Genomic DNA, 25,317 nt, shown 5'->3' on the forward strand with positions numbered 1-25,317 from the left:
GTGGTAATATTTTAACTTGTTTAGTGTAAAAAAATTAACTATTAGTATCTACAAGTCTAAAGAAAATAAATGAAGATTAACAGAAAAAACTGGTGAATTATCGATACCTAAAAATGTAATTTTTTAAATCATAAATTGTCATTTATTTCTATGTATAATTCATCGAGTTTATCTATAAAAGCGATTTTAAAATTAAGGTTGAATTATTATTACTGAAATGTAAATCTATTTAAGATTTACTTAATTTAATTTTCATTAATACTAACAACAGGATTATCAGAAAATAAGTAGTGATCTCGTTTGGTTTCGAAATCTTCGCTAGCTGCATCAAATAACATTTTTTTTGTATTTTCTAAATGTTGCCACATGGCTAATTTAGCCGCTTTAGGATCTCGATTAATTAGTGCTTCTAGAATTTTATCATGTTCATCCCACCAACTTTCAATATCTTGTTGTTGTACATGTTCATGAAGTTTTTTCCATAAAGGATTTAATGTCCGTTGCTGCCATGCTTCTTGAACAATTGTGATCAAAGCAGTATTGCGGGTAATCATTGCAATTTGAGTATGGAATTTTAAATCCCAATCAGAATCTCGATAATGATCTTCTTTTTGGGCGTTATGCTGAATTTCTAAAAGTTTAACAATATCATCTTTAGTAATTTGAGTGGCGGCAAATTCAGCGATATTACTTTCAATAAGTTGCCGAGCTTGTAGTAACTCAAAGGGGCCGGTAGTCGAAAAATTTAAACCTTGTGAGGCGGTAATAATATTATTTTGCAAACTATTAGCAATTACATGGATGCCAGACCCTTTACGTGCATCAACATAACCTTCAACTTCAAGCATGATAATGGCTTCTCTGACTACTGATCGGCTAACTTTTAACTCTTCACAAATCAATCTTTCTGATGGTAGTTTACTTCCTACCGGATAAATGCCGTCAACGATTCGGTTTTTAAGTTCTGTCGCGATAACTTGGTAAAGTCTTTGATACTCGTGCCGTTCTTGGGTCATGATAAATTTTGAATAAGTCCTTTAAGTTTTTCCAAGCTTTTAAAATAGCATCTAATTCCGCGAAGTTAAATAATATTGCCATAATTTTTTTAAAAAAACATACTTGTCAGCTAACTTTTAATAAAAAAATATCCCTTTATATATTATGGGTATGAGTTAATTATGTGATGTATGTCAACTTTTTAAGTTGTCTTATATGTTAATATGAGACAAAATATTGATATCTAAACTTACTAGTTAATCACTGCTTTTTGGAGAATAAAATGAGTTTTTTAACTGAAAACTTTTTGCTTGATACTGAATTTTCTCGTCAACTTTATCATGACTATGCTGCTGAACAGCCAATTTTTGATTATCATTGCCATTTACCACCAGAACAAATTGCCAAAGATTATCAATTTAAAAATCTGTATGACATCTGGTTAAAAGGTGATCATTATAAATGGCGCGCAATGCGTACCAATGGTGTTGCTGAAAAATTTTGTACTGGTACTGATGTTAATGATTTTGAAAAATTCAAAGCTTGGGCTGAAACTGTACCTCACACTATTGGTAACCCTTTATATCATTGGACTCATTTAGAACTTCGTCGTCCTTTTGGAATTGATAATGTTTTATTATCACCATCAACCGCCGAGAAAATTTGGAATAGTTGTAATGAAATGTTAGCCACTCCAGAGTTTTCAGCTCGTAGCATTATGAAAAAAATGAATGTTAAAATGGCCGGTACCACCGATGATCCTATTGATGATTTAGCTCATCATAAAACTATTGCCCAAGATAACTCATTTGAGGTTAAAGTTTTACCAAGCTGGCGTCCAGATAAAGCATTTAATATTGATTCTGAATTTTTTGCCCAATATATGGAAAAACTTTCTGCGGTAGCTGACGTGGAAATTTCTAACTTCCAAGCGCTTTGTCAGGCATTATCTAAACGTATGGACCATTTTACTGCTCATGGCTGTAAGATTTCCGACCATGCATTAGATATCGTTGTTTATGAAGAAGCCTCTGAAAAAGAGTTGGATACCATTTTAACTAAACGTTTATCTGGTGAGATTTTAACTAATAAAGAAGTTGCTCAATTTAAAACGGCAGTACTTATCTTTTTAGGTGTTGAATACCACAAACGTCAATGGGTTCAACAATATCATATTGGCGCATTGCGTAATAATAATTCCAGAATGTTTAATTTAATGGGGCCAGATGTCGGATTCGATTCTATTAATGATTCACCGATTGCCCAGCCTCTTTCTCGATTATTAGATGCCCAAGCTAAACAAGATGCGCTACCTAAAACAATTTTATATTGTTTAAACCCTTCTGATAATGAAATTCTAGGTACTATGATTGGTAACTTCCAAGGTGCAGGTATTCAAGGAAAAATGCAATTTGGTTCAGGTTGGTGGTTTAATGATCAAAAAGACGGCATGATTCGTCAAATGACACAGCTTGCCCAACTTGGCTTATTAAGTCGTTTTGTTGGTATGTTAACTGATAGCCGTAGCTTCTTATCTTATACTCGTCATGAATATTTTAGACGTATTTTATGTCGCATGATTGGGCGTTGGGTTGAAGATGGTGAAGCACCTCGTGATATCCAATTATTGGGACAAATGGTTAAAAATATTAGTTTTGATAATGCTAAAAACTATTTTGGCATTGAATTAAGTTAAGATTATTAAGTCGTTGTAATTAAAGTAATTAAATAAGAGTTAGAGTAATGAAAACATTAAATAGAAATGATTTTCCGGGAGCAAAATATACAACGCGTGTTGTTCAGTTTGGTGAAGGTAATTTTTTACGTGCATTTTTAGATTGGCAATTAGATATTCTTAACGAGAAGACTGATCTTGATGCCGGTGTGGTTGTGGTGCGTCCATTAAATACCGATTTTCCGCCATCATTGAGTATCCAAGATGGTTTATATACCACATTAGTTCGTGGGTTAAATGAACAAAATGAAGCCGTAAAAGAGTTTAGGCTGATTCGTTCAGTGAATAATGAAATCAATGTGTATACTCAATATGATGAGTATCTTGAGTTAGCAAAAGATCCAAATATTCAATTTATTTTTTCAAATACGACTGAAGCAGGAATTAGTTATGTTGAAAGTGACAAATTAACCGATAAACCTGCAACTAGCTATCCAGCTAAATTAACTGCTTTTTTATATGAAAGATTTGTTCATTTTGCCGGTAGTAAAGAGAGTGGTTTAATCATTATTCCTTGTGAATTAATTGATTATAACGGGGATGCACTTAAAGAATTAGTACTTAAGTATGCGAACCAATGGAATTTGTCTGACAAATTTATTGGTTGGCTGGAGAATGATAATTTATTTTGTTCAACTTTAGTTGATAGAATTGTTCCTGGTTATCCGAAAGCACAAATTACCGAACTTGAAACAGAATTAGGTTATAAAGATAACTTTATTGATTCAGCTGAATATTTTTATCTATTTGTTATTCAAGGACCACAATGGTTAGCTGAAAAGCTATGCCTTGATAAATGCGATATGAATATCAAAATTGTTGATGATATTAAACCATATAAAGAGCGTAAAGTGGCGATTTTAAATGGAGCACATACCGCTCTGGTGCCAGTTGCTTATTTAGCTGGTATTGATACTGTTGGCGAATCAATGAATGATGCACAGATCTTATCTTATATAAAAGAGACCATTTTTGAGGAAATTATCCCTGTTTTAGATTTGCCTCATCAAGAGTTGGTTGATTTTGCTGACTCAGTAATTAGTCGTTTTAAAAATCCATTTATTGAACATCAACTGATGTCGATTGCCTTAAACAGTATGACGAAGTTTAAAACCCGTATTCTTCCTCAATTAATCAATTATCAAAAAGCGAAAGGAGTATTACCTAAACATTTAGTGTTTTCTTTTGCGGCATTAATTGCTTTTTATCGTGGAGTACGTAATGAGCAAAGTTACCCATTACAAGATGATGCAATTTGGTTACAACTCTTTAATAGTAGTTGGACAGCGATTGCTGAGGGTAAAAGTTCATTAGAAGATTTAGTTCAAGTTGTATTAGGTGATACAGCTCATTGGCAGCACGATCTACTAAGTATCCCGCAATTAGCGCAAACATTAACACAATATTTAACGATCATAATTGAAGGTGGTATGCGTCAAGCAATTGAAAAATGTATTGCTGGCAGCAAATAGTATGAGTGATTCAATGATTAAATTTATAAAAATTAATAATAAAGATAATGTTGGGGTAGCATTATCTGATTTAGAAGCACATGAAGAAAATATTGTCGTAGATGGTTTGGTCATTGACCTAAAAGAACCAGTTAAACAAGGGCATAAATTTGCCCTTAACGATATTGAGCAAAATGAAAATATTATTAAATATGGCTTACCAATTGGTCACGCTACTCGCTTTATTAAGGCTGGTGAGCATATTCATTCACATAATTTGAAAACCAATTTAAGTGATATTAATGATTACCAATATCAGCCTACTTTATCAAAAAATGAGTTGTTGCATGAGATAGCTGATAAAGAAGTACAGATCTATCGACGTAACAATGGTGAAGTAGGTATCCGTAATGAACTTTGGATTATTCCAACTGTCACTTGTATTAATGGTATCGCCGAACAAATTGTTAAACAATTTTGTGATGAGTTAAATAATCAATTAGATATCGACGGTATTACAGTACTTGAACATCCTTATGGCTGCTCTCAATTAGGACAAGATCATCAAAATACTAAAACTATATTACAAAATTTAGTTAAACATCCTAATGCTGGCGCTGTATTGGTAATAGGACTTGGTTGTGAAAATAATCAGGTTTCAGAATTTAAGGCTGATTTAGGAGTGTACGACGAATCTCGAGTTAGATTTTTAATTGCTCAGCAAGAAACCGATGAAGTGGAAGCAGCATTGATTCACTTAAGAGAGCTTTATGCGATTATGAAACAAGATAAACGCCAAGTAGGGCGCTTAAGTGAATTGAAATTTGGTTTGGAGTGCGGTGGTTCAGATGGTTTTTCTGGCATTACAGCCAATCCAATGCTCGGTCTTTTTTCTGACTATGTTGTTGCTCATGGTGGTACAAGTGTACTTACTGAAGTACCAGAAATGTTTGGTGCTGAAAATATTTTAATGTCACATTGTGTTGATGAGTCTACTTTCGATAAAACCGTCGATATGATAAATGACTTTAAACAGTATTTTATTTCAAATAATCAACCTATCTATGAAAATCCTTCTCCTGGTAACAAGGCTGGTGGGATTACAACCTTAGAAGAAAAGTCTCTGGGATGTACCCAAAAAGCGGGCGGCAGTGAAGTTATTGATGTCCTTAAATATGGTCAAATGTTAACTAAACATGGCTTGAATTTACTAAGTGCACCAGGTAATGACGCTGTAGCTACTGGGGCTTTATCGGCTGCTGGATGTCATATGGTTCTTTTCACTACTGGAAGAGGTACGCCTTATGGTGGAATTGTACCAACAGTGAAAATTGCAACTAATACCCAATTGGCCGACAAGAAAGCCAATTGGATCGATTTTAATGCCGGTAAGCTTATACAAGGTGTGTCCATGCAATCTTTGTTGCTAGAGTTTATTGAGCAGATTGCTCTGATCGCTAGTGGCGAAAAAACTCGAAACGAAATCAATAATTTCAGGAATTTAGCCATCTTAAAAAGCGGCGTAACTCTCTAGGCATAAATTCAATAGTTAATACCTATGACATTAAGTCCTTCGGGACTTAATGCGGGGACCCTTTTTTTTTAATAATATAGGTATCTTTTATGAACGAAAAAAAAGAGAATAAAATTACATGGTTAGTAAGATTCTCATATGGTAGTGGTAATTTAATCGGTAGTGGAGCATTAGCGATTAGCGGTGCTTGGTTGCTCTATTTTTATACCACTTTTTGTGGATTAAGTGTGGTACAAGCTGCACTAATTTTTTCAATTGCCACTTATCTTGATGTCATTCTCAATCCATTGATGGGCTTTATTACTGATAATTTTTATCAAACTAAAATAGGCCAACGATTTGGACGACGTCGATTCTTTATTTTGATTGGCATCCCTTTAATGGTTATTTACCCTATGCTATGGATCGATGGTATGGGATTTTGGTATTACCTCATAACGTATATTTTATTTGAGATTATTTATACCAGCATTATGATTCCATTTAATACATTACCGGTAGAAATGACCTCTAACTTTTCGGAGCGCACTTATTTAACTGGTTCAAAAGCGATGTTTGGTAAAGTAGCGAACTTCTTAGGGGCGGCAATTCCCGGTGTATTTTTTTATTTTTATAGTAAAGAATCGGCAACCCCATTTTTATTAACCGGAATTACCTATGCAACTATTATGATGTTAGCGTTAATTTTGCTGTATTGTAATAGCTGGGAAAAAACTAAAGATGAGGTAAAAGACGAGTCAGTTCATAGCTTTTTTGAGGCTATCAAAAAGCTGTTTATTGATATTCTATCCACCTTCCGTATTAAAACATTTAGAACACATTTAGGTATGTATTTATTTGGTTTTGGTGCTGAATGGTTATTTACAGCGGTATTTACCTATTTCATTGTTTTTAGTCTTGGTGAACCACGTTCATTTGTTGCTTCAATGAATTCATTAAGTAGTATTTGCCAGTTAGTTTCCACTGCTTTTTTTATGATGTATTGTGCCAAAAAAGGCTTTAAAAAACCTTTTATTATCGCTCTATTAATTGTTGTCTCATCAATGATAGGTTATGTCGGTATCTATTACTTTAATCTACCGCATATTACTTGGCTTGTAGTGGGTATTACCATTTGGTTTGGTTTAGGAACTGGTGGTGTTTACTATATTCCTTGGAGTGTATATGTATTTTTGGCGGATGTAGATGAGGTTGTAACCAATAGACGTCGAGAAGGGGTTTACGCTGGAGCGATGACCATGGCGGGTAAACTAGTTAGAGCTTCAATTGTCTTTGTTCTTGGCGTGATATTAAGTGCATATGGGTTTGAATCGAAATCCCATATTCAGCCACAAAGTGCGATTGATGCAATCAATGGCATTATTTTATATGGTGTTATTGGTATGGCTTTAATTGGTGCATTCTTTGCATGGCGAATGAAACTTGATCATGCTACTCATTCTATCATTATTAATGAAGTTGCCCGTATCCGACAAGGAGGCAAAATGGAAGATGTTAGCCCTGAAACTCGCAAAGTGGTTGAGGAATTATCTGGCATCAATTATGAAAAATGTTTTGGTAATAATAATATTGGCTTCAAACAAAAAACGACTAAAACGAAATAAATTCTTAATCAGGATCAGCATTGCTGATCCTAAAGTTTAAAGTAACAAAGCAAATATTTAAGCTACATTAAAAGGGTTATATTTGCCAAAATATATAGGATAAACTTATGACGATTCTCTCTATAACAGAATTTGGTGCTATTGGTGATGGAAAATCAATAAATACCTTAGCGTTTGAAAAAGCAATTCAACATATTGACCAATTAGGTGGTGGAACATTAGTTATTCCAGTTGGTATCTATTTTACTGGTGCAATCAAACTTTGTAGCAACTTAACCTTAGTTGTTGAACAAGGGGCAACTTTATTATTTTCTGATGATGAAAAAGATTATCCAGTGGTTAATTCTCGTTGGGAAGGGGTTAAGCAAGATGTGTATATGCCTTGTATTTACGGACATAATATCAAAAATGTGGTTATCACCGGCAATGGTAAGATTGACGGAAATGGTCAAAAATGGTGGCATATATTTCGTCATGATCGAAGCAATCTTAAATACCCACGACCTTATTTAATTGGTTTTGATTTCTGTGAACGAGTGACTATTGAAAAAGTCTTTCTAACCCAATCACCGAGTTGGACAGTCCATCCGATGGAATCAAATAATGTCGTTGTCGATAATATTTCGATTCTAAATCCTGCGGATTCACCTAATACTGATGGAATTAATCCTGAATCTTGTCGTAATGTGAGAATTTCTAATTGTTACATTGATGTTGGCGATGATTGTATTGCGATAAAGGCGGGTACTGAACAAACAGCAGAAAAAAGTCCATGTGAAAATATTTTAATTACTAATTGTAATATGATTCATGGTCATGGTGCGGTGGTTCTTGGTAGTGAAATGAGTGGTTGTATTCGCAATGTTACGATTACCAATTGTGTATTCCAAAAAACCGATCGAGGGGTAAGATTTAAAACTCGTCGAGGTCGTGGAGGCACGATTTCTGATATCACATTTAGTAATATCGTCATGGACGAAGTTCTATCTGCGTTTGTGATGAACTATTACTATTATTGTGGTCCGAAAGGGAATGACCCAATTGTCTGGAATAAACTAGCTCTACCTGTCGATGAATCAACACCAGCATGTCACAATATTAGTTTCTCAAACATTATTGCTAAAAATGTTCGTGCCTACGCCGGTTTTTTATATGGCATCCCTGAATCGCCAATTTCTAATATCTCTTTTGATAATATTCGGGTTTCAATGCAATTAAATGCACAAGCTGGTGAGGTCGATATGTTTAAAGATGTAAAACCAGAAGCAGGTAAAGGATTCTTTATTGAGAATGCGCAAAGTGTTTTGTTTAATAACGTTATTATTGATAATGTAGTCAGTGAGCCACTATGTGTTAAAAATAGTCAAGATGTTCATGTTAATCAATCTTTTGTTAAGCAAGATGGTAAATTAATTAGCTTAAATGCTTAACCATGATATTTGAAATAACCGCTAGTTTATTATTAGCGGTTATTTTTTTATTTATTGGCTAATTGCATTTTTAGCTATTTTTTTAAGTCTTAAATCGAGATGTTTGACTCTTTTAATTAAATTGTAATTTTTATTCACCTCTCAGTAATTTAAATAACATACTGTTTATTAATGTTATTTCTACTTATTGCCAATTAAACCGTTTACTAAAAATAAAATTACTTTGAAGTTGATCACATTTATCCAATAAAGCCGTTAAAGCTAAATTTTTAGCTATTCATACTCCAATCAGTACTTAACTCTTTTTAGGATAAATTATGACAAGTGCATTTTATAAAAAACCAACTTATTGGTTTGCTTCGTTTTATAGCATTATGTATTACGCGGCAGGTAGTTTTGTTTTTTCTTTTTATGCAATATGGCTTAGTAAAGAGATTGGGTTAACAGCAAAACAGACCGGTATTATCTATTCTTTTAACTATTTTATCTCGTTAATTATCATGATTATTTATGGTGTGTATCAAGATAAATTAGTTTTAAAGAAACATCTAATTTGGTTTCAAAGCATCATCATAACTTGTGCAGCGCCTGCGCTAATTTATGTTTATGAACCGCTGTTACGACATAATTTTTATGCTGGTGTTATTTTTGGTAGTTTCTTTTTAGGTTTTGGTTGGGTTGCCGGTATGGGCTTAATCGATTCTTATTGTGAAAAAATCAGTCGGGCGTTTGATTTCGAATTTGGACAATGCCGAACTTGGGGCTGTATTGCCTATGCCGTTGGTACCTTTATCGCTGGTATATTGATTAGTATTAATCCACACCTTAACTTTTGGGCAGCTTCAGTAGTTGGTATCTGTTTTATGGTATTAAATCTGAATTTCAAACCTGATTTAAGCAAATCATCTTCGGTAGTATTTCAAAAGAAAGAAAAGTTAAGTTTTAACGAAATTGTTTCAGTATTTGCATTGAAAAAGTTCTGGATATTTGTTGTTTATGTTCTCGGAACTTATAGCTTGTACAATATTTATGACCAACAATTATTTCCGGTCTATTTTACTCAGCAATTTGAAGATGTGAATGATGGTTATCGCTTATACGGTATTTTAAATTCATTTCAGGTCTTTTTAGAAGCTGCAGTTATGTTTTGTGTGCCATTTGTGGTTAACAAAGTAGGGGCAAAAAATGCGTTAATCTTTGCTGCTTTTATTTCCGCTACGCGAATCTTCTTAACTGGGCATGTCGAAAGTATTGCTATTATTTCAGTAATAAAATTGATGCACTGCTTAGAAATCTCAACCATTTTAGTGTCAGTGTTTAAATATATTGATAATAATTTTAACGCTCGTCTCTCTGCTACCGTATTTTTAATAGGTTATCAAGTTGCTGGTTCTGTCGGCGTGATCTTGTTCTCTACCTTCGTTGGTAATTTCTATGATACTCATGGTTCAGCAACCACCTTTAATAACTTAGGTTTAGTGGTTTTAGCCTTTATGATTTTTGCGGTGTTCTTCTTAAGCCGTGATAAAAAATCAGATAATCCTAAGCTTGAAGACAACATTAAATCATAAAACAGATTTTAGTAATTTAATAAATAGTATTTGATAAAAAATATTGAGGATACAAAATGAATATATTTAATTCAGTAACACAGTTTAACTTTGAACAAACCAGAACAATTTCTCCAGAAAATATGACAGGTGAAAAGGGTAAATCGTGTATGAAAGCTAGTGTTTTAGGGCCAGGTCGAAAAGGGCAAGGCTGTATTTCAATTGCAGCTGGTGAAAGAGTGACTATTGCTGAAATTACTGGTCCTGCTGAGATTCGTCATATGTGGTTTACTTTAACCGATAGAACGCATCGCGGTAGTTTTGTATTGCGTGATGTGGTTATTCGTATTTATTGGGATGATGAAACAGTTCCTTCAGTAGAAAGTCCAATTGGTGATTTTTTCTGTAATGGTTTTGGTGCTAGATGTGATATAAATTCAATGCCAATTGTGGTTAATCCAACCGGTGGTTTTAATAGTTATTTTAGAATGCCATTTAATAAAAAAGCGCGAATTGAGATTCATAATGAACATGAAGCAGATTTGCAGCATTTCTTCTTTACCATTAACTATGCATTAATGCCAAAACCGTTTGAAAATCCGCTTTATTTCCATGCACAGTGGCGTCGTCAACGTGTAACTAATTATGCACAAGATTATGTTATATTAGATAATGTTCAAGGTTATGGTTATTATGTCGGTACCTACTTAGCACTGACTGCATTAGAGCGTTATTGGTGGGGTGAAGGTGAATTTAAATTCTATCTTGATGATGACAGTGAATATCCAACCCAACATTCAACTGGTTCAGAAGATTACTTTGGTGGTGCTTGGGCATTTCATAATCGAGATAGCCAAGGGCGTCCAAAAGCAAAATGTTTTCAAACGATGTTTATGGGTTACCCTTATCAAACAAATCGTGATGCGACGCGTGACTTTTTCCAAACAGGTGATTCCAACCCTGTACATGGCTTTGGTGACGATAGTTTACCAATGCATGGTTTATACCGTTGGCATCTTCCAGATCCAATTGCATTCCACAAAAATATCAAACTGGCGTTTCAACAAATAGGTAATGATGATATAAGATTGTATGAACGTTGTGATGATATCGCCAGTGTTGCTTATTGGTATCAAAGTCCATCGGTGAATAACAATCCAGTATTCCCAAATAAACAACAACGCACCCCACGTTAATATTAAGGTGATTAGTATATGGCGAGTAATAAACTGAAAATTAATGATATTGCTCGTTTGGCTGGCGTGTCGGCAACGACCGTCAGTCATATATTTAATAAACGAGATAAAAAATATCGCATTTCTCCGCAAACTCGACAAAGAGTTTTATCTATTGCGGAAAAATATCGGGATCAATCACATATTCATCAATATTTAGTTAAAGCTAACAGTACCAATACTATTGGTGTTATTGTTCCTGATATGTCAAATTCATTTTTTTCAATGTTTTTGCATCATTTAGAAGCTTGCTTTCGGCAAAAGAATATTCAACTATTAATTACTTGTAGTCATTATAATAAAGAAGTTGAGCTTAAAGTTGCGCAAAACTTAGTTGAACGTAAAGTTGACGCAATGATTGTGGTAACGTCACTAGATAGTGACCTATTTTATGTCGATATTAATCAAAATACACCAGTATTGCTTTTTGACCGTTATCTAAAAGATACGACATTACCTTTTATTACTAGTGAAGCATTGCAATCTGTCGCTGATTTAATCAAACCTTATGCCGAAAAGTTAGATGAATTTTATTTTATTGGCTGTGATATTCAGTTAACGTCAATTCAAGCTAGACTTAAGGGATTTAAGCAAGGTTTAGAAAGTGTTGGATTAAAAGTTGATAGTGATTGGCTGGTGAGTGATGATTATTGTCCAAATAAAGGTTACCAATTGTTGAAAAATGTTCATCAAAAATTGGGTAGGGTACCAAAAGCTATTTTTACGCCATCAGGTAACTTACTGCAAGAGGTACTGAGTTATTTGGTCGAAGCTAAAATTGATCCAAAGCAGATCTATTTATGCTCTTATGATTACAATAGTTATCTTGATTATTGTTATTATCCAATAGATGCAATTGAGCAGGATTTTGAGAAGATGGCGTTGACTTGTGTGAATGTCATTGATGATTTATTAAATTTTAAAGAATTAAAACATCAGGCATTTTTTATTCAACCAAAAATTATACGCCATCGTTAATTTAAGATTTGCTACTGTAGTAATTAAGATTAGCGGTTGGCATTTTTCATTATGCGAGCTTTGTCAACTTGCCATTGTCTTTCTTTTATATCGGTGCGTTTGTCGTACTCTTTTTTACCTTTTGCAACACCAATTTTTACTTTTGCCCAAGCATTTTTCCAATACAAGGATAATGCTACAACGGTATAACCTTGGCGGTTAATTTGGCCAAATAACGAATTCAATTCACGTTCATTAAGTAATAATTTTCGAGTACGCATAGGCTCGCATACAACATGTGTAGACGCAACGTTTAATGGTGTTATTGTTGCACCAAATAGCCATGCTTCACCATTTTTTAGTAACACATAACTGTCACTAATATTAGCTTTACCTGCTCGCAGAGATTTTACTTCCCAACCTTGTAGGGATAACCCTGCTTCAATTTCTTCTTCAATAAAGTACTCATGGCGTGCACGTTTATTTAATGCAATAGTCGCCGAACCCGGCTTATGTGATTTTTTCTTAGTCATAATGTGCGTTATTATAGAGTTACATGATACTATATGCCACTAATTTTAACTTTTAATTTTATTATTATGGCACATGTTTTTCATGAGGTGATCGAGCCTTATTCAACCGAGCAAATGTTTGCATTGGTTAACGATATTGCGAGATACCCCGAATTTGTCCCTGATTGTATCGCAACTGGGATTATTAGCAAGCAAGATAACATTTTAACTGCTTTTATTGAAGTTGAAAAATTAGGCTTTAAAAAATCATTTACAACCATAAATAAGATTAATGAACCTAATTCAATTGATATGGCATTGTTAGATGGTCCATTTAAACATTTAAAAGGACGATGGCAATTTACTCAACTAGATAACCAAAACAGTAAAATTAGTTTTAGTTTAAATTTTGAATTTAATAATAAATTAATGGGCGCTGTTTTTTCTCCTATTTTTAAAGAAGTGATGACCAATATGGTTAAAGCATTTTCGCAAAGAGCAAGGCAGATATATTAAGATGATAAATATCCAAGTTGTATATGCGCTACCTAATCAGCCGACTATTATTGATTGTGCAGTTGATGAACAAACGAATGTCTTGCAAGCAATTGCAAAATCCAATATCTTATCATTATGTAATATTCAATTAGATGGTCATTTTGTTGGTATTTATGGCAAACGTTGTGAGTTTACTGAACAAGTAAAAGATGGTGATCGTATTGAAATATATCGAGCTTTAATAAATGATCCAAAAGAGATACGACGAAAGAAAGCGGCATTGAAAAAGAAATAAATAAATAGATTGAAGGGAACTGAATGCATAACTTGCTGATTGAAAAAGTTGAAACTTTATGCAAAAAACGCGGTATTAAGCTGACCACTCAGCGTAAAACTGTTTTAAATATTATGCTTAAAGCCAATAGAGCAATGAGCGCATATGATCTTTTAGATCTTTTAAAAGTCAGTGAACCACAAGCTAAACCACCAACAATTTATCGTGCTCTGGAATTTTTACTTGAGCAAGGTTTTATTCATAAGGTGGAGTCAACTAACTGTTATATTATTTGTCCGCATTTTCATGAACCGCAACATATATCAATTTTATTTATTTGTGATAATTGTCATCAGATTATTGAAAAGCACTCTGAAAATGTTGAAAGTCAACTGAAGTTATTAGCAACACAAAGTGAATTTTTAATAAAACATAGTGTGCTTGAAATTCATGGAATTTGTCATTTATGTCAACCTTAATTATTTTATTATGGTTAGTTAATATTGCTTGTGACACAGTAGGGCAAATTGCTTTTAAATATGCCGCAGTGACCTCTAATGATAAAGACGGCCGTTATTGGCAGAAATTATTTGGTAATATATGGCTGTGGTTAGGATTCGGTTCTTATTTCATTGGTTTTTTGTTTTGGTTAGCATTTTTAAGTGAAGTTCCACTATCACAAGGGATCTTATTAGGCTCTTTTAATATGATCACCGTGATGCTTGCTGGGCGCATCTTATTTAAAGAACATCTAACTCCCTTTCGATTACTAGGGATATTTTTTATTACTACCGGCGTGATATTAGTAGGATTAACTTAATGAAAAAGTTTTATATCATCGGTTTTGTCTTGTTGCTCTTTTTTGACACTTTTGGGCAAACTTTTTTTAAACTTACGGCTATTTCAGCCTTGCCTTTTGAAGCAAATATAAGTTGGTTGTTAAGGATTTTTAGTCATGGGTGGGCATATTTAGTTATGGTTGGATATACTGGAGCATTTATTACCTGGATGGTATTGTTAAAAAAAGCGCCAGTTGGCCCAGCTTTTGCTGCATCGCATTTGCAACTTGTTACTGTGATGTTAGTGTCGGTTGTTGCATTTAATGAAAAAATTACACTTACGCGCCTACTGGGGGCATTGTCTATTATTGTTGGGATTGTTTTTCTTGCTTTGGCAGAGCAGAGGTTACATCGTAAATCAGTAAAATAAACAGTATTGAGATAATCACGTTTTTAATGGGAACCAATATAGTTATTTACATTGATTCCTAATAAAAAAGGCTTTATTCTATTTTAATTAGCCACGATCTCGTTCCATTACAACTAAGTAAGCTTCTCGTCGCCAGAATAAAAATAAACGGCGCATATCTTTTTGCATTGTTATAACACGCCAACCTTGTTGTGCATTATCATTTAAAAAAGCACCAAATTTTTCAGGATTTGCATTAGCTGCACCTAAGAGCATTGAAGACATAGCGCCTTCTTGATAAATTACTACTTTGTATTCTTTCATTGTTTCTATACCTTCTTAAAATAAACAAGATAATTTCTAATAATTGTCAAAATTAAGAGAAAATCTTGTTAATAATACGCATATTGGCGATTTTAATCTAGTGGTAATAAAACGAGAGGTTAAATTTTAAACAGTATGGGTGAAGGATAGTAGATAAGATCACAATAAAACTTTTAGTAAAACTTTAGTTAAGAATAACTGAGAAGCCAAATTCTTAACTAATATTAGTGATAAATTAAATTTGTTTATCTAAATTTTTAAGCATTTCAATAATTAGTCTATTGGCGTCAGGAAATTCATCAGCATTCAGATCTTCTTGATCAATCCAACGGCTTGGTTGTCCTTCTTTCGCAAAAGGTACGCCATCCCATTCTTCTACTAAGTAGGCATGAATTGTAATATCGCGATCTTCATAACTGTGTTCAAAGGTTTTTAAAAATTGAGCCTGATGAATGTGAATATCGACTTCTTCGGCTATTTCGCGTTCTAATGTTTGATAAGGTGTTTCACCAGTTTCGATTTTTCCGCCAGGGAACTCCCAAAAACCGGCAAGATGGGAATCTTCACCGCGTTGGGTGATAAAAATTTGACAATCTTGTGAACGAATTATACCTACAGCAATTTCAGTATGTTTTTTCATGATCCTGTCTGTTTATGATTAAAGTTTGGGAAAGCCTATGCTTTCCCTTTTGATTTTTTAAGTAACAAAATTCGTTGATTTAAACAACAATATTGTTTAATCATACTAAATTTTTGGCTTAATTAACAGCTCCATGACAATGTTTATATTTTTTGCCAGATCCACATGGACAAGGATCATTACGTCCTACTTTTGCTTGCGTGCGGACAATAGGTTGTGATGAATTTGATGCTTGCCCATCATTCTCATCATCAATAGTCGTCATTGACTCATGGTTAGCTTGTTGTTTTGCCATTAATCTTTCGATTTCAGCTTGACGTTGGCGTTCAGCTTCATCAACTTCTTCTTGTGAACGAATTTGCACGCGGCTTAAAATACCTATTACATCATATTTTAATGATTCTAACATATTGGCAAACATATTGAATGATTCACGTTTGTATTCTTGTTTAGGATCTTTTTGTGCATATCCTCGTAAATGAATGCCTTGACGTAAATAATCCATAGCGGCTAAATGCTCTTTCCATAACGTATCAAGCGTTTGTAACATGACGCTTTTTTCGAATTGTCTAAAGGCATCAGCACCAGCTGCATTTTCTTTTTCTAGATATTTATCTTGTGCAAGTTGTAAGATACGTTCACGTAAATTTTCTTCATGAAGATTTTGCTCTTCATCAAGCCATTTAGCGATAGGTAAATCTAAATCGAAATCATTTTTTAAGGCTGCTTCTAATCCAGCAACATCCCACATTTCTTCAATCGATTGTGGTGGAATATATTGATCAATAACCATCGAAAATACATCCCCGCGTATTGAATCAATTGTCTCTTTGATATCTACGTTATCTAATAAATCATTACGTTGGCTATAAATAGCTTTACGTTGATCATTGGCTACATCATCATATTCAAGTAATTGTTTACGAATATCAAAGTTGCGACTTTCAACTTTTTTCTGAGCATTAGCGATAGCTTTAGTAATCCATGGGTGTTCAATTGCTTCACCTTCTTTCATACCGAATTTACGCATCATATTACCTACACGATCTGATGCGAAGATACGCATTAATGGATCTTCTAATGATAGATAAAAGCGAGAAGCACCTGGATCCCCTTGACGACCAGCACGACCACGTAATTGATTATCAATTCGGCGCGATTCATGACGTTCAGTACCAAGAATATATAATCCACCTAGTTCAATAACTTCTTCATGTTTCGCTTGCCATGCTTGTTTCGCTTTTTCGATATCTGCTTCAGTAGGATTTTCTAATTTTGCAACTTCACTTTGCCAGTTACCACCAAGCATAATATCTGTACCACGACCAGCCATATTCGTTGCGATTGTTACGGCACCTTTACTACCTGCGTCAGCAATAATTTCGGCTTCTTGCGCATGGAATTTGGCGTTAAGAACATTATGTTTGATGCCTGCTTTTTTAAAGGCGTGTGAGACAAGCTCTGATTTCTCGATAGATGCAGTTCCGACTAATACAGGTTGTCCTCGTTTAACACAAGCTTGTACATCAGCCACAATAGCATTAATCTTTTCTTTTTCGGTCATATAGACAAGATCAGGCTGATCTTTTCTTACCATAGGTCGGTTGGTAGGAATTACAATAGTATCCAAACCATAAATTTGGTTAAATTCGAAAGCTTCAGTATCAGCAGTACCTGTCATACCAGCTAATTTTTCATAGAGACGGAAATAATTTTGGAAAGTAATAGAGGCTAATGTTTGATTCTCATTTTGAATTTTAACATGCTCTTTAGCTTCAACCGCTTGGTGTAAACCGTCAGACCAACGACGACCATCCATTGTACGGCCAGTATGTTCATCAACAATAACGATTTCATTGTCTCTAACAATATAATCAACATCACGATGGAATAAGTGATGGGCACGGAGCGCTGCATTAACATGGTGCATTAGTACAATATTACTAGGTGCGTAAAGTGATTCATCACCTTTCATAATGCCTTGTTTTATCAGTAATTCTTCAACCTTAATTAAACCTCGTTCGGTTAAGTTAACTTGACGAGATTTTTCATCAATTGAGAAGTCACCATCACCTTGGAACTGATCCGAATCTTCTTTTTCTTGACGGATTAAATGCGGAATGATTTTGTCGATACTAACATATCTATCTGAACTATCTTCAGCTTGACCAGAAATAATCAGTGGTGTTCTTGCTTCATCAATTAAAATTGAATCGACCTCATCTACTAAAGCATAATGAAGTGGGCGTTGTACTCGGGCCTCTTTACTAAAGACCATGTTGTCACGCAAATAGTCAAAGCCATATTCATTGTTAGTCCCATAAGTGATGTCGGCATTGTAAGCTTCACGTTTTATATGTGGTGGCATATTAGGTAAATTGATTCCCACCGTTAAGCCTAAAAATTCGAATAAAGGGCGATTATTTTCAGCATCACGTTGCGCTAGATAGTCATTAACGGTGACAACATGTACCCCTTTACCAGTTAACGCATTTAAATAAGCAGGCAACGTTGCGGTTAATGTTTTACCTTCACCGGTACGCATTTCAGCTATACAACGTTCATTTAGAACCATACCACCAATTAATTGCACATCAAAATGACGCATACCAAATACACGCTTACTTGCTTCACGGACTACGGCAAAAGCTTCTTCTAATATATCGTCTAATTTTGTACCGTCGGCAATTTTTTGTTTAAATTCGTTAGTTTTTGCCTTAAGTTCATCATCGCTTAATGCTTCCATTACTGGTTCAAGGGCATTGATGGTTTCAACACGCTTACGCATAGATTTTAATACGCGTTCATTACGGCTACCGAATACTTTAGTTAATAATTTTAATAACATAACTTTTCTCTTATTGTTTTTTATAATGGGAGATATAAGGATTAAACCTTATTGAATAAATTAATTAATTTGATTATGTAAAATCTATTAAGCGGTAGCGTTTGGACCGGCTCTTATTCCATTATAGGGAGATAATCGAATAACAGTATTTGGACTAACTTCGTCATAATTTCGCACGATAATTTGCTTATCGTAATGCTGTTTTGGTGACAAAGATAAGATTTGCGAGGCTTTTTTAGTTGGAATTTGCTGATCTTGAACTATTTCGGTAATCGCAATAATACCAACTTGAGTAGTAACTGATTGAACTGGTAAAGCATTTTGTTGGTAAAAACCGAACCCAGTAGCAATTACACCTAATAATAAGTGCGATAATGCGGTTTTAATAATAAGTCGTTTACTTATATGTTGCCAGTAATTAATTATAGTCATAACCGCATTATCTTAGCATTTTTTGCCAAAATGAAAAGCTATTATTATAAATAGGTTATTGTTTATTAATTAAGATTAATTTATATATAAAATCAAATGAATTTTTAAATAGATTTTAGATGTACTATTCAATTTTAAAACCACTCAGAAAAATAAGTGGCTTTAAGATAAATTATTATACTACTATTCTAAACTAGCATGCCGTTGTGCCATATCATTATTACTATCTTTTCGCTCATTACTCATAACTAAAATAACAGTATCAAATATAATTAGTAACATTTGTTCAAAAAGACTACCTAATGGTTGTTGGCTAACTTGTGATTGAGTAAATTTAGTTCCAGATTGTAATAATATATTTGGTGTTTGTAATTTTGCTAGTGTAGATGTGTTAGATGCGCAAATTATAGCTAAATCAATTCCTTGATTGAGTGCTGATTTTGCCATGATATTTACACTTTCTGTTTCACCAGATGCAGATGCTAAAATGAGCAAGTCTCCTTTTTGAACCGCTGGAGTTGTCGTTTCACCGACCACAAAGGAATTTAAACCCAGTTGCATCAGCCTCATTGCAAATGCTTTAAGCATAAGACCTGAACGACCAGTACCATACACAAAAATACGTTTATGCTGTTGTATTTTTTGTATTAGATCAATGATGTCATCATCGGTCAATGTTTTAACTGAATGATTCAATTCATTAATAATTAATTGTGATTGCACTTTAATCCCCTATCGAAAAATAGCTAATGCTATTTTTCGATTATAAAATGTATACTAAATATTTAACTGTTGAATGATTAATTCTTGAGTTTGTTGGCAATTAGATTGTTGACATTTATTCACAAAAGACTCATCTTGAAATAAAGTAAATAGACGTTTGAGTATTGATAAATGTTGATCACTTGTTGCCAATGCTAAATTAAAAATTAGTTGGCAAGATACCATTAAGTTGGCATCCTCCATTTGACCGAAAATTACTCCTTTTGTTGAGCGTACCAAACTAATTGAATCTGATTTAACTAATTGATAATTAGCATGTGGTATAGCAATCCCTATACCATTATTCATCAGTAATCCAGTTGGATATTGCTTTTCTCGATTGATACACGCTGAAATATAGTCAGGTGTAATATAATTTTTTTCTAATAAATATGAACCTGACTCTAATATAGCATCTTGATAAGTTGTAATTTTTTGATCTAAATCATGAACTAAAATGTGCATGGTTAAATTCCTAATTATTGAGTTAAGCTTTGTTTAACAGCTTCAAAAATGGCATCTTCTCCAATACCTGTTAGTAAACCAGCTCCAACAATAACCTTGGTAGTTATATCTGGATTATCAATTTTTGTTGATGAAACAACTAAATCATAACTATTAAAAATATCAGCATTGCAAGCCATAAGTGATGATTTATCTACTTGAGCTTCAATATGCTGTTCTTTCAAATAATCTTGCAAAATTGAAACCATGATTGATGAAGAAGCAATGCCATTACCACATACCACTAATATTTTTTTCATTTTGAAACCTCACTTGTATTATTTTTTGAATTTTTTTCTTTCTTCTTTAATAGATAGCCTACTGATAGCAAAATTAAGCCAATTAATATGTAACCAAATATTCCCACATGACTAGTTGCTGCGAATAGACCAGTAAATGGATTTGCTGATGGATTTAATGAGGTATACATTACAGATGCATCAGGGTTAGAACCAAATGCTTGGAATACTTCGTTAGTTGCAGGTGTCATCCATGAGGCAATATATAATCCACCTCCAAATAAAAATATTGATGTAACCCATGTACGGATAATATTGCCTTTGAATACAGGAACCATACAAGCAATAAAGAAGACAAATTGTGATAAATCACCTAAAGGCATAACTTTATTACCTGGTAAAATAACCGCTAAAATGACAATAATAGGAATCAGTAATAAAGCAGGAGCAATAACGGAAGGGTTACCGACAATCAATGCAGTATCCATTCCGACGGTAATATCTCGATTAGGAAAACGTTTAACTAGTTTTTTTCTTGCTACATTTGATAATGGCACTAAACCTTCCATCATAATTGATGTCATACGTGGTAACAATAACATTACTGCCGCTAAGTACATGCCTAATTGTACGCTTGAAATGATGGTGTGATATGGACTTTCCCAAGAGTAACCACAAAAACCAAGTAATACCCCAATAATAAAGCCGACTATAGTTGGATCGCCAAGAACACCAAAACGTTTTTGAATGGTATCGGCTGTAACAGTTATATTTCTAAAGCCCGGAATACGATCATAAATCCAGTTAAATGGATAAGCAAAAATAAGGTAAGTGTTTGCGACGGGATGTGAAATTGAGACACCTTCAGGAAGGTTAAAAAATTTTTCATTATTTTTTGCGCCTAGATCAGCAGCAATTAATGCCCAAACGTGAAATAGTGCAGCTGTTAATACACCATATAAGAAACTACCTGAATAAACACCTACGATTGCACCCATTGATGCATTTTGGTGTAAATTAAAAACATCGACATTCACACAATCAGTGATTTTTAGTATAAGTAATAAAACATTAACTGCAACACATAGTGGAATAATTATTGGCCCCATACTTGAGCCAAATCCCATTACAGCAGTTGCTGCACCACCAACGTCAATTGCACTGAGTGAAGATCCTGTGCTTTCGGCGAGTCCTGTAACAGCAGGAGCCATTTTATCTAACATAAATTTAATTGTCATACTTAATGCGATAAAGCCAATACCGACTTTCATTGCAGAAGCAATACATTCAGAAATAGGCCTTCCGAGCGCAGCCATTAATATTAAAAATATTATAGGAATAAAAATAAAATTCCCTAAATCATTGATAAATTGTGTAATTAATTCCATAAGTGACTCCTTTTATCATTCCTCATTGGCTCTAAACCCCATATTCCAAGCAATATGAGCTGGTTTGACCAATAACGCATTATCGTTATGCTCAGCTTCAAGCAAGTTTTTCTTCGAATTTTCACGTGCAGTAGTAAAATCAAATGGTTGGTCGTACCACGCGTCTATAATCATTTTGGTATACTCAAGTCCATTAACGCGACAACCTAGTCCAATGATTTGTGCATTATTGCTTAATCTGGCTCGTTTAGCTGAATATGGATTAGTTACAGCAACAGCACGTATGCCCCAGTGTTTGTTAGCTTGGCAGGTAAAACCAATACCTGTTCCACAAATATATATTCCTAAACGACAAACATCTTTCTGGATCAAAATTGACATTTCATCAGCTAATTTGGCATAAGTATTGATGCCGTCTGCCTTAACTTTTACTGGGTCATAAACAATATCGGCATTTTTTTCATTAATTAAATATTTTTTTATTTCTTCTTTATATTCAAATCCTAAATCATCACAGGCTATAGCAATTTTTGTTTTCATTTTTTTTCCCTCAATTAAATTAATAATTATTTTATAATTGGTTTTTATTGGTAAGTCAATGTGATCTTGATCACAAAAATAATAAGATATTGATTTTTAATATTAAAAAAACCAATATAAACCAATTTTAATTGATTTTTTATTATTTGTTATTTATATTGAGATAATGAGGCATATGATGAGTTATTAATGAATCATGTGGACTTTTTGGTAAAATATTGGTAATAATCAGAAATGGTTAGTAATATCTAAATCAATATTTGAGATTGTGAACAATGCAATTAATGAATGAAAGACGAGAATTAATTTTAGAAGAATTGATAACTGCTGGGACTGTATATGTGAGTGAATTAGCTCGTAAATACCAAGTTACTTATGAAACAATCCGTAAAGATTTATCCGATTTAGAAAAAAAAGGATATCTAGTCAAATGTCATGGTGGGGCAACACTTAAACAAGGCGCTATTGAACATCCATTCCAAATTAGAGAAAAGGAAAACGCTAGCTTAAAGAAAAGTATTGCTCAAAAAGCATTAACATTACTGCCTGATAATTGTTCTATGATTATCGGAACAGGTAGCACAACATTAGAATTAGCTAAATTATTAATGTATCGTTCTGGATTTAAGATCTTTACCGATTCATTACCTGTTGCCAATGCTCTTATTTCATCAGATAACCAAGTTTTCTTATTTGGTGGTGAACTACGTAATAAAAGCTCATCTGTTTATGGTGGTTGGACATTATCTATGATTAATGAAATTCAGGTTGATATATGCTTTTTAGGCACAGATGGTTTTAGTAATTTAACAGGCCCTTCCAGTCCTTCATCTTCCGATGCTTATATCGATAAGGCCGTTATTTCTCATGCTGAAAAAAAGTATATTTTAGGTGATTACACAAAATTTAATAGAAAAAGTCTGTATAAAATTTGTGATTGGAATGAAATAACGGCATTAATTACTAATAAGTTAGCTGATCCGGCTCAAGTTTTGAAATTAGAAACTGAAACTAAAGTTATTTTGTGTTAAAAATTTTGCGGCTTTCTATAAACAATGAAAATCTCCCTTATCTTTATGCAACTGTTAAGAGAAGGGAGAGAATTTATTAGAATTATTTAACCATTAATTGTCCCATCATACCGAGTGTTTCATGTTCAACAATATGGCAATGATACATGCGTAATCCTGGCATATTTTGTTGAATTTTTATGGTGATTTTTTCGTGAGGACGTAAATTGATGGTATCTTTTAATGCAACATATTCTGGTGGATATTTTTTACCATCAAATTCATGCGATACAACCGTGAATTGTGTACCATGAATATGGAAATTATGATCCATATGTGAATTATTAAATATTGTCCACTCCTCAACATCATGGATTTTACTTTCTAGATCAATTCGTTTCATATCATGGCGTTTGCCATTAATTAAAAACAGCATGCCACCTCTTGGTTCGTTTTTGTCCATGACCTCTGTATATTCAAGCGTTTTATGCGCTTTTGCTTCACCAATTTTAGGTAGAGTTCGTAATGGCGAAGGTAAAACAATCGAATTTGCTTGTTGTAGCTCTAATTCAGCAAGTATTATATCTTGTTCTGGTGGTACATTTCCCATTTTACCGCGATCATAACCAATTGATTGTAAGTAAACCGTACCGGTTTGTTTGGGTAAAATTACTAATTCTGCGCGTTCGGCAGGTGATAATAATAGTGGCTTTTCAAGGGAAATTGGTTCAGGCATTAATCCACCATCACTACCCACTAAAAAGACATCACAACCTGGAATTGAAAGGTTAAGATAACGTCCAGAACAGGCATTCCAAACACGAACACGTGTTGCAGTATTAACTTTCATTTTTGGACGATAACCACCATTAATTAATACAAATTGTCCTTCTCGACCATTCATCCAATCAGTCATTGAGTTATCGGCAATTTCTCCTTTGTCTGTCAGTTTCAGATCTGAGAAAAACCAATTTAGTTCCGGTAAAGATTCTAAAGGGTCTTTTTTACTACGAACTATAAATACTCCCGCTAATCCTCTAGCGACTTGTTCAGCAACGGTGTTATGACCATGAGGATGATACCAATAGGTACCTGCACTGCCTTCGGGAATGGTAAATTCGTAAATACGTTCACTGCCTGCAGGTATTTCATCTTGTGGATTACCATCTTGATTTGATGGCACAAGTAAACCATGCCAGTGCACCGTTGTTGATTGGGACAGCCTATTTTTTACTGTCAATTTGACTTTATCACCTTCATAAACTTCAATAAGTGGCCCAGGTATTGAATCATTGTAAGCCCAAAATTCTGTAGTGATATCAGGCGTTAATGCAATTTTTACAGGTTTGGCTTCAATAGTAGCTTCAAATATACCTGATTGATGACTACTATTTTTTAACAGCTGGAATTTGGGTAAATCATGACCTTTTGGTAGTGCTGAAGTAGATAATAGTTTTTGTGGTTGTTTGTTGTTCATATTCATATTCATATGATCGTGCATGTTGTCCCCCTTATCACAATTATCAGATTTAACATCACAAACCATGTCAGACATTGATGAATGATCCAATTTGGCAATGGCTTTAGTTGCAATTAAACCACCAACGGCAGCGGTAATATTCATTATAAAATTTCGGCGTTTCATAGTATTCCTATAATCATTTAT

Annotated in this window: 26 protein-coding genes; 14 read left to right on the top strand and 12 right to left on the bottom strand. The window is 33.8% G+C overall.

Annotation, left to right across the window (positions count from 1 at the left end; translation table 11 throughout):
• Positions 1-245 precede the first annotated feature (245 nt).
• Entirely contained in the window at positions 246-1,016 is a 771-nt protein-coding gene (gene exuR / locus B6C99_RS03605) for a transcriptional regulator ExuR (protein WP_086358583.1), read from the bottom strand.
• Positions 1,017-1,279: 263 nt separating this feature from the next.
• On the opposite strand from exuR, the gene uxaC reads away from it, so the two are divergent.
• From uxaC to B6C99_RS03645, 8 genes are all read left to right on the top strand, one after another.
• A complete protein-coding gene (gene uxaC, locus B6C99_RS03610) occupies positions 1,280-2,692 on the top strand; it encodes a glucuronate isomerase (protein ID WP_086358584.1) in 1,413 nt (470 codons plus the stop codon).
• A gap of 47 nt (positions 2,693-2,739) precedes the next feature.
• Positions 2,740-4,203, top strand: a complete 1,464-nt coding sequence (locus tag B6C99_RS03615; RefSeq protein ID WP_086358585.1) for a tagaturonate reductase — start codon at positions 2,740-2,742, stop codon at positions 4,201-4,203.
• Positions 4,204-4,216: 13 nt separating this feature from the next.
• Positions 4,217-5,716: a UxaA family hydrolase gene (locus B6C99_RS03620; protein WP_086358683.1), complete on the top strand. Its 1,500-nt coding sequence runs from the start codon at positions 4,217-4,219 to the stop codon at positions 5,714-5,716.
• A gap of 89 nt (positions 5,717-5,805) precedes the next feature.
• Positions 5,806-7,320: an MFS transporter gene (locus B6C99_RS03625; RefSeq protein ID WP_086358586.1), complete on the top strand. Its 1,515-nt coding sequence runs from the start codon at positions 5,806-5,808 to the stop codon at positions 7,318-7,320.
• Positions 7,321-7,427: 107 nt separating this feature from the next.
• Positions 7,428-8,750 (top strand): glycoside hydrolase family 28 protein, encoded by a 1,323-nt coding sequence (locus tag B6C99_RS03630; RefSeq protein WP_086358587.1) that lies wholly within the window; start codon positions 7,428-7,430, stop codon positions 8,748-8,750.
• 317 nt (positions 8,751-9,067) lie between these two features.
• Positions 9,068-10,321: an oligosaccharide MFS transporter gene (locus B6C99_RS03635; RefSeq protein WP_216819369.1), complete on the top strand. Its 1,254-nt coding sequence runs from the start codon at positions 9,068-9,070 to the stop codon at positions 10,319-10,321.
• A 56-nt stretch (positions 10,322-10,377) separates the two neighbouring features.
• On the top strand, positions 10,378-11,496 hold the full coding sequence (locus B6C99_RS03640) for a glycoside hydrolase family 172 protein (protein WP_086358589.1): 1,119 nt from the start codon (positions 10,378-10,380) through the stop codon (positions 11,494-11,496).
• An 18-nt stretch (positions 11,497-11,514) separates the two neighbouring features.
• Positions 11,515-12,513, top strand: a complete 999-nt coding sequence (locus B6C99_RS03645; RefSeq protein WP_086358590.1) for a substrate-binding domain-containing protein — start codon at positions 11,515-11,517, stop codon at positions 12,511-12,513.
• A 29-nt stretch (positions 12,514-12,542) separates the two neighbouring features.
• On the opposite strand, the gene smpB is transcribed toward B6C99_RS03645, so the two are convergent.
• Positions 12,543-13,025, bottom strand: a complete 483-nt coding sequence (gene smpB, locus B6C99_RS03650) for an SsrA-binding protein SmpB (protein WP_065577589.1) — start codon at positions 13,023-13,025, stop codon at positions 12,543-12,545.
• 33 nt (positions 13,026-13,058) lie between these two features.
• Here smpB and B6C99_RS03655 point away from each other — a divergent pair, with 33 nt between their 5' ends.
• The 5 genes from B6C99_RS03655 to B6C99_RS03675 are packed head-to-tail and all read left to right on the top strand — an operon-like array spanning position 13,059 to position 14,985.
• Complete coding sequence (locus B6C99_RS03655) at positions 13,059-13,520, top strand: type II toxin-antitoxin system RatA family toxin (RefSeq protein WP_086358591.1); 462 nt, start codon at positions 13,059-13,061, stop codon at positions 13,518-13,520.
• 1 nt (position 13,521) lies between these two features.
• Positions 13,522-13,797, top strand: a complete 276-nt coding sequence (locus B6C99_RS03660; protein ID WP_086358592.1) for an RnfH family protein — start codon at positions 13,522-13,524, stop codon at positions 13,795-13,797.
• A gap of 23 nt (positions 13,798-13,820) precedes the next feature.
• Entirely contained in the window at positions 13,821-14,255 is a 435-nt protein-coding gene (gene zur / locus B6C99_RS03665) for a zinc uptake transcriptional repressor Zur (RefSeq protein ID WP_086358593.1), read from the top strand.
• Positions 14,243-14,596: an EamA family transporter gene (locus tag B6C99_RS03670; protein WP_086358594.1), complete on the top strand. Its 354-nt coding sequence runs from the start codon at positions 14,243-14,245 to the stop codon at positions 14,594-14,596. Before zur ends, B6C99_RS03670 begins: the two co-directional genes overlap by 13 nt.
• Positions 14,596-14,985: a multidrug efflux SMR transporter gene (locus tag B6C99_RS03675; RefSeq protein ID WP_086358595.1), complete on the top strand. Its 390-nt coding sequence runs from the start codon at positions 14,596-14,598 to the stop codon at positions 14,983-14,985. Before B6C99_RS03670 ends, B6C99_RS03675 begins: the two co-directional genes overlap by 1 nt.
• A gap of 87 nt (positions 14,986-15,072) precedes the next feature.
• Here B6C99_RS03675 and B6C99_RS03680 read toward each other — a convergent pair whose 3' ends face one another.
• The 9 genes from B6C99_RS03680 to B6C99_RS03720 form a co-directional block, all read right to left on the bottom strand.
• Positions 15,073-15,288, bottom strand: coding sequence for a DUF4177 domain-containing protein (locus tag B6C99_RS03680; RefSeq protein ID WP_086358596.1), 216 nt, complete (start codon positions 15,286-15,288; stop codon positions 15,073-15,075).
• Between the two features lie 235 nt (positions 15,289-15,523).
• Positions 15,524-15,928 (bottom strand): 8-oxo-dGTP diphosphatase MutT, encoded by a 405-nt coding sequence (gene mutT, locus B6C99_RS03685; protein ID WP_065613906.1) that lies wholly within the window; start codon positions 15,926-15,928, stop codon positions 15,524-15,526.
• A gap of 118 nt (positions 15,929-16,046) precedes the next feature.
• Positions 16,047-18,776 (bottom strand): preprotein translocase subunit SecA, encoded by a 2,730-nt coding sequence (secA, locus tag B6C99_RS03690; RefSeq protein ID WP_086358597.1) that lies wholly within the window; start codon positions 18,774-18,776, stop codon positions 16,047-16,049.
• Between the two features lie 87 nt (positions 18,777-18,863).
• Positions 18,864-19,208, bottom strand: coding sequence for a hypothetical protein (locus tag B6C99_RS03695; protein ID WP_086358598.1), 345 nt, complete (start codon positions 19,206-19,208; stop codon positions 18,864-18,866).
• Between the two features lie 183 nt (positions 19,209-19,391).
• Entirely contained in the window at positions 19,392-19,931 is a 540-nt protein-coding gene (hxlB, locus tag B6C99_RS03700) for a 6-phospho-3-hexuloisomerase (RefSeq protein WP_086358599.1), read from the bottom strand.
• A 54-nt stretch (positions 19,932-19,985) separates the two neighbouring features.
• A complete protein-coding gene (locus B6C99_RS03705; RefSeq protein WP_086358600.1) occupies positions 19,986-20,435 on the bottom strand; it encodes a PTS sugar transporter subunit IIA in 450 nt (149 codons plus the stop codon).
• Positions 20,436-20,449: 14 nt separating this feature from the next.
• Positions 20,450-20,734 (bottom strand): PTS sugar transporter subunit IIB, encoded by a 285-nt coding sequence (locus B6C99_RS03710; RefSeq protein ID WP_086358601.1) that lies wholly within the window; start codon positions 20,732-20,734, stop codon positions 20,450-20,452.
• Complete coding sequence (locus tag B6C99_RS03715; RefSeq protein WP_086358602.1) at positions 20,731-22,101, bottom strand: PTS galactitol transporter subunit IIC; 1,371 nt, start codon at positions 22,099-22,101, stop codon at positions 20,731-20,733. The genes B6C99_RS03710 and B6C99_RS03715 overlap by 4 nt, the downstream gene beginning before the upstream one ends.
• 15 nt (positions 22,102-22,116) lie before the next feature.
• On the bottom strand, positions 22,117-22,641 hold the full coding sequence (locus B6C99_RS03720; protein ID WP_086358603.1) for an RpiB/LacA/LacB family sugar-phosphate isomerase: 525 nt from the start codon (positions 22,639-22,641) through the stop codon (positions 22,117-22,119).
• A gap of 275 nt (positions 22,642-22,916) precedes the next feature.
• Here B6C99_RS03720 and B6C99_RS03725 point away from each other — a divergent pair, with 275 nt between their 5' ends.
• Positions 22,917-23,672 (top strand): DeoR/GlpR family DNA-binding transcription regulator, encoded by a 756-nt coding sequence (locus B6C99_RS03725; RefSeq protein ID WP_086358604.1) that lies wholly within the window; start codon positions 22,917-22,919, stop codon positions 23,670-23,672.
• Positions 23,673-23,754: 82 nt separating this feature from the next.
• On the opposite strand, the gene B6C99_RS03730 is transcribed toward B6C99_RS03725, so the two are convergent.
• Positions 23,755-25,296: a multicopper oxidase family protein gene (locus tag B6C99_RS03730; RefSeq protein ID WP_086358605.1), complete on the bottom strand. Its 1,542-nt coding sequence runs from the start codon at positions 25,294-25,296 to the stop codon at positions 23,755-23,757.
• Between the last annotated feature and the right edge of the window lie 21 nt (positions 25,297-25,317).

This window comes from Gilliamella sp. N-G2 (assembly GCF_002142215.1).
GTDB lineage: Bacteria > Pseudomonadota > Gammaproteobacteria > Enterobacterales > Orbaceae > Gilliamella.

Excerpts from the sequence above, each read along its gene's own strand:
- B6C99_RS03710 (WP_086358601.1), bottom strand. The coding sequence starts at position 20,734 with ATGAAAAAAATATTAGTGGTATGTGGTAATGGCATTGCTTCTTCATCA.
- B6C99_RS03625 (WP_086358586.1), top strand. The coding sequence starts at position 5,806 with ATGAACGAAAAAAAAGAGAATAAAATTACATGGTTAGTAAGATTCTCA.
- B6C99_RS03655 (WP_086358591.1), top strand. The coding sequence starts at position 13,059 with ATGCCACTAATTTTAACTTTTAATTTTATTATTATGGCACATGTTTTT.
- B6C99_RS03705 (WP_086358600.1), bottom strand. The coding sequence starts at position 20,435 with ATGCACATTTTAGTTCATGATTTAGATCAAAAAATTACAACTTATCAA.
- B6C99_RS03675 (WP_086358595.1), top strand. The coding sequence starts at position 14,596 with ATGAAAAAGTTTTATATCATCGGTTTTGTCTTGTTGCTCTTTTTTGAC.
- smpB (WP_065577589.1), bottom strand. The coding sequence starts at position 13,025 with ATGACTAAGAAAAAATCACATAAGCCGGGTTCGGCGACTATTGCATTA.
- B6C99_RS03715 (WP_086358602.1), bottom strand. The coding sequence starts at position 22,101 with ATGGAATTAATTACACAATTTATCAATGATTTAGGGAATTTTATTTTT.
- B6C99_RS03695 (WP_086358598.1), bottom strand. The coding sequence starts at position 19,208 with ATGACTATAATTAATTACTGGCAACATATAAGTAAACGACTTATTATT.
- uxaC (WP_086358584.1), top strand. The coding sequence starts at position 1,280 with ATGAGTTTTTTAACTGAAAACTTTTTGCTTGATACTGAATTTTCTCGT.
- B6C99_RS03635 (WP_216819369.1), top strand. The coding sequence starts at position 9,068 with ATGACAAGTGCATTTTATAAAAAACCAACTTATTGGTTTGCTTCGTTT.
- B6C99_RS03730 (WP_086358605.1), bottom strand. The coding sequence starts at position 25,296 with ATGAAACGCCGAAATTTTATAATGAATATTACCGCTGCCGTTGGTGGT.
- mutT (WP_065613906.1), bottom strand. The coding sequence starts at position 15,928 with ATGAAAAAACATACTGAAATTGCTGTAGGTATAATTCGTTCACAAGAT.
- B6C99_RS03660 (WP_086358592.1), top strand. The coding sequence starts at position 13,522 with ATGATAAATATCCAAGTTGTATATGCGCTACCTAATCAGCCGACTATT.
- exuR (WP_086358583.1), bottom strand. The coding sequence starts at position 1,016 with ATGACCCAAGAACGGCACGAGTATCAAAGACTTTACCAAGTTATCGCG.
- B6C99_RS03630 (WP_086358587.1), top strand. The coding sequence starts at position 7,428 with ATGACGATTCTCTCTATAACAGAATTTGGTGCTATTGGTGATGGAAAA.
- B6C99_RS03620 (WP_086358683.1), top strand. The coding sequence starts at position 4,217 with ATGATTAAATTTATAAAAATTAATAATAAAGATAATGTTGGGGTAGCA.
- zur (WP_086358593.1), top strand. The coding sequence starts at position 13,821 with ATGCATAACTTGCTGATTGAAAAAGTTGAAACTTTATGCAAAAAACGC.
- B6C99_RS03640 (WP_086358589.1), top strand. The coding sequence starts at position 10,378 with ATGAATATATTTAATTCAGTAACACAGTTTAACTTTGAACAAACCAGA.
- secA (WP_086358597.1), bottom strand. The coding sequence starts at position 18,776 with ATGTTATTAAAATTATTAACTAAAGTATTCGGTAGCCGTAATGAACGC.
- B6C99_RS03645 (WP_086358590.1), top strand. The coding sequence starts at position 11,515 with ATGGCGAGTAATAAACTGAAAATTAATGATATTGCTCGTTTGGCTGGC.
- B6C99_RS03670 (WP_086358594.1), top strand. The coding sequence starts at position 14,243 with ATGTCAACCTTAATTATTTTATTATGGTTAGTTAATATTGCTTGTGAC.
- B6C99_RS03720 (WP_086358603.1), bottom strand. The coding sequence starts at position 22,641 with ATGAAAACAAAAATTGCTATAGCCTGTGATGATTTAGGATTTGAATAT.
- B6C99_RS03725 (WP_086358604.1), top strand. The coding sequence starts at position 22,917 with ATGCAATTAATGAATGAAAGACGAGAATTAATTTTAGAAGAATTGATA.
- B6C99_RS03680 (WP_086358596.1), bottom strand. The coding sequence starts at position 15,288 with ATGAAAGAATACAAAGTAGTAATTTATCAAGAAGGCGCTATGTCTTCA.
- B6C99_RS03615 (WP_086358585.1), top strand. The coding sequence starts at position 2,740 with ATGAAAACATTAAATAGAAATGATTTTCCGGGAGCAAAATATACAACG.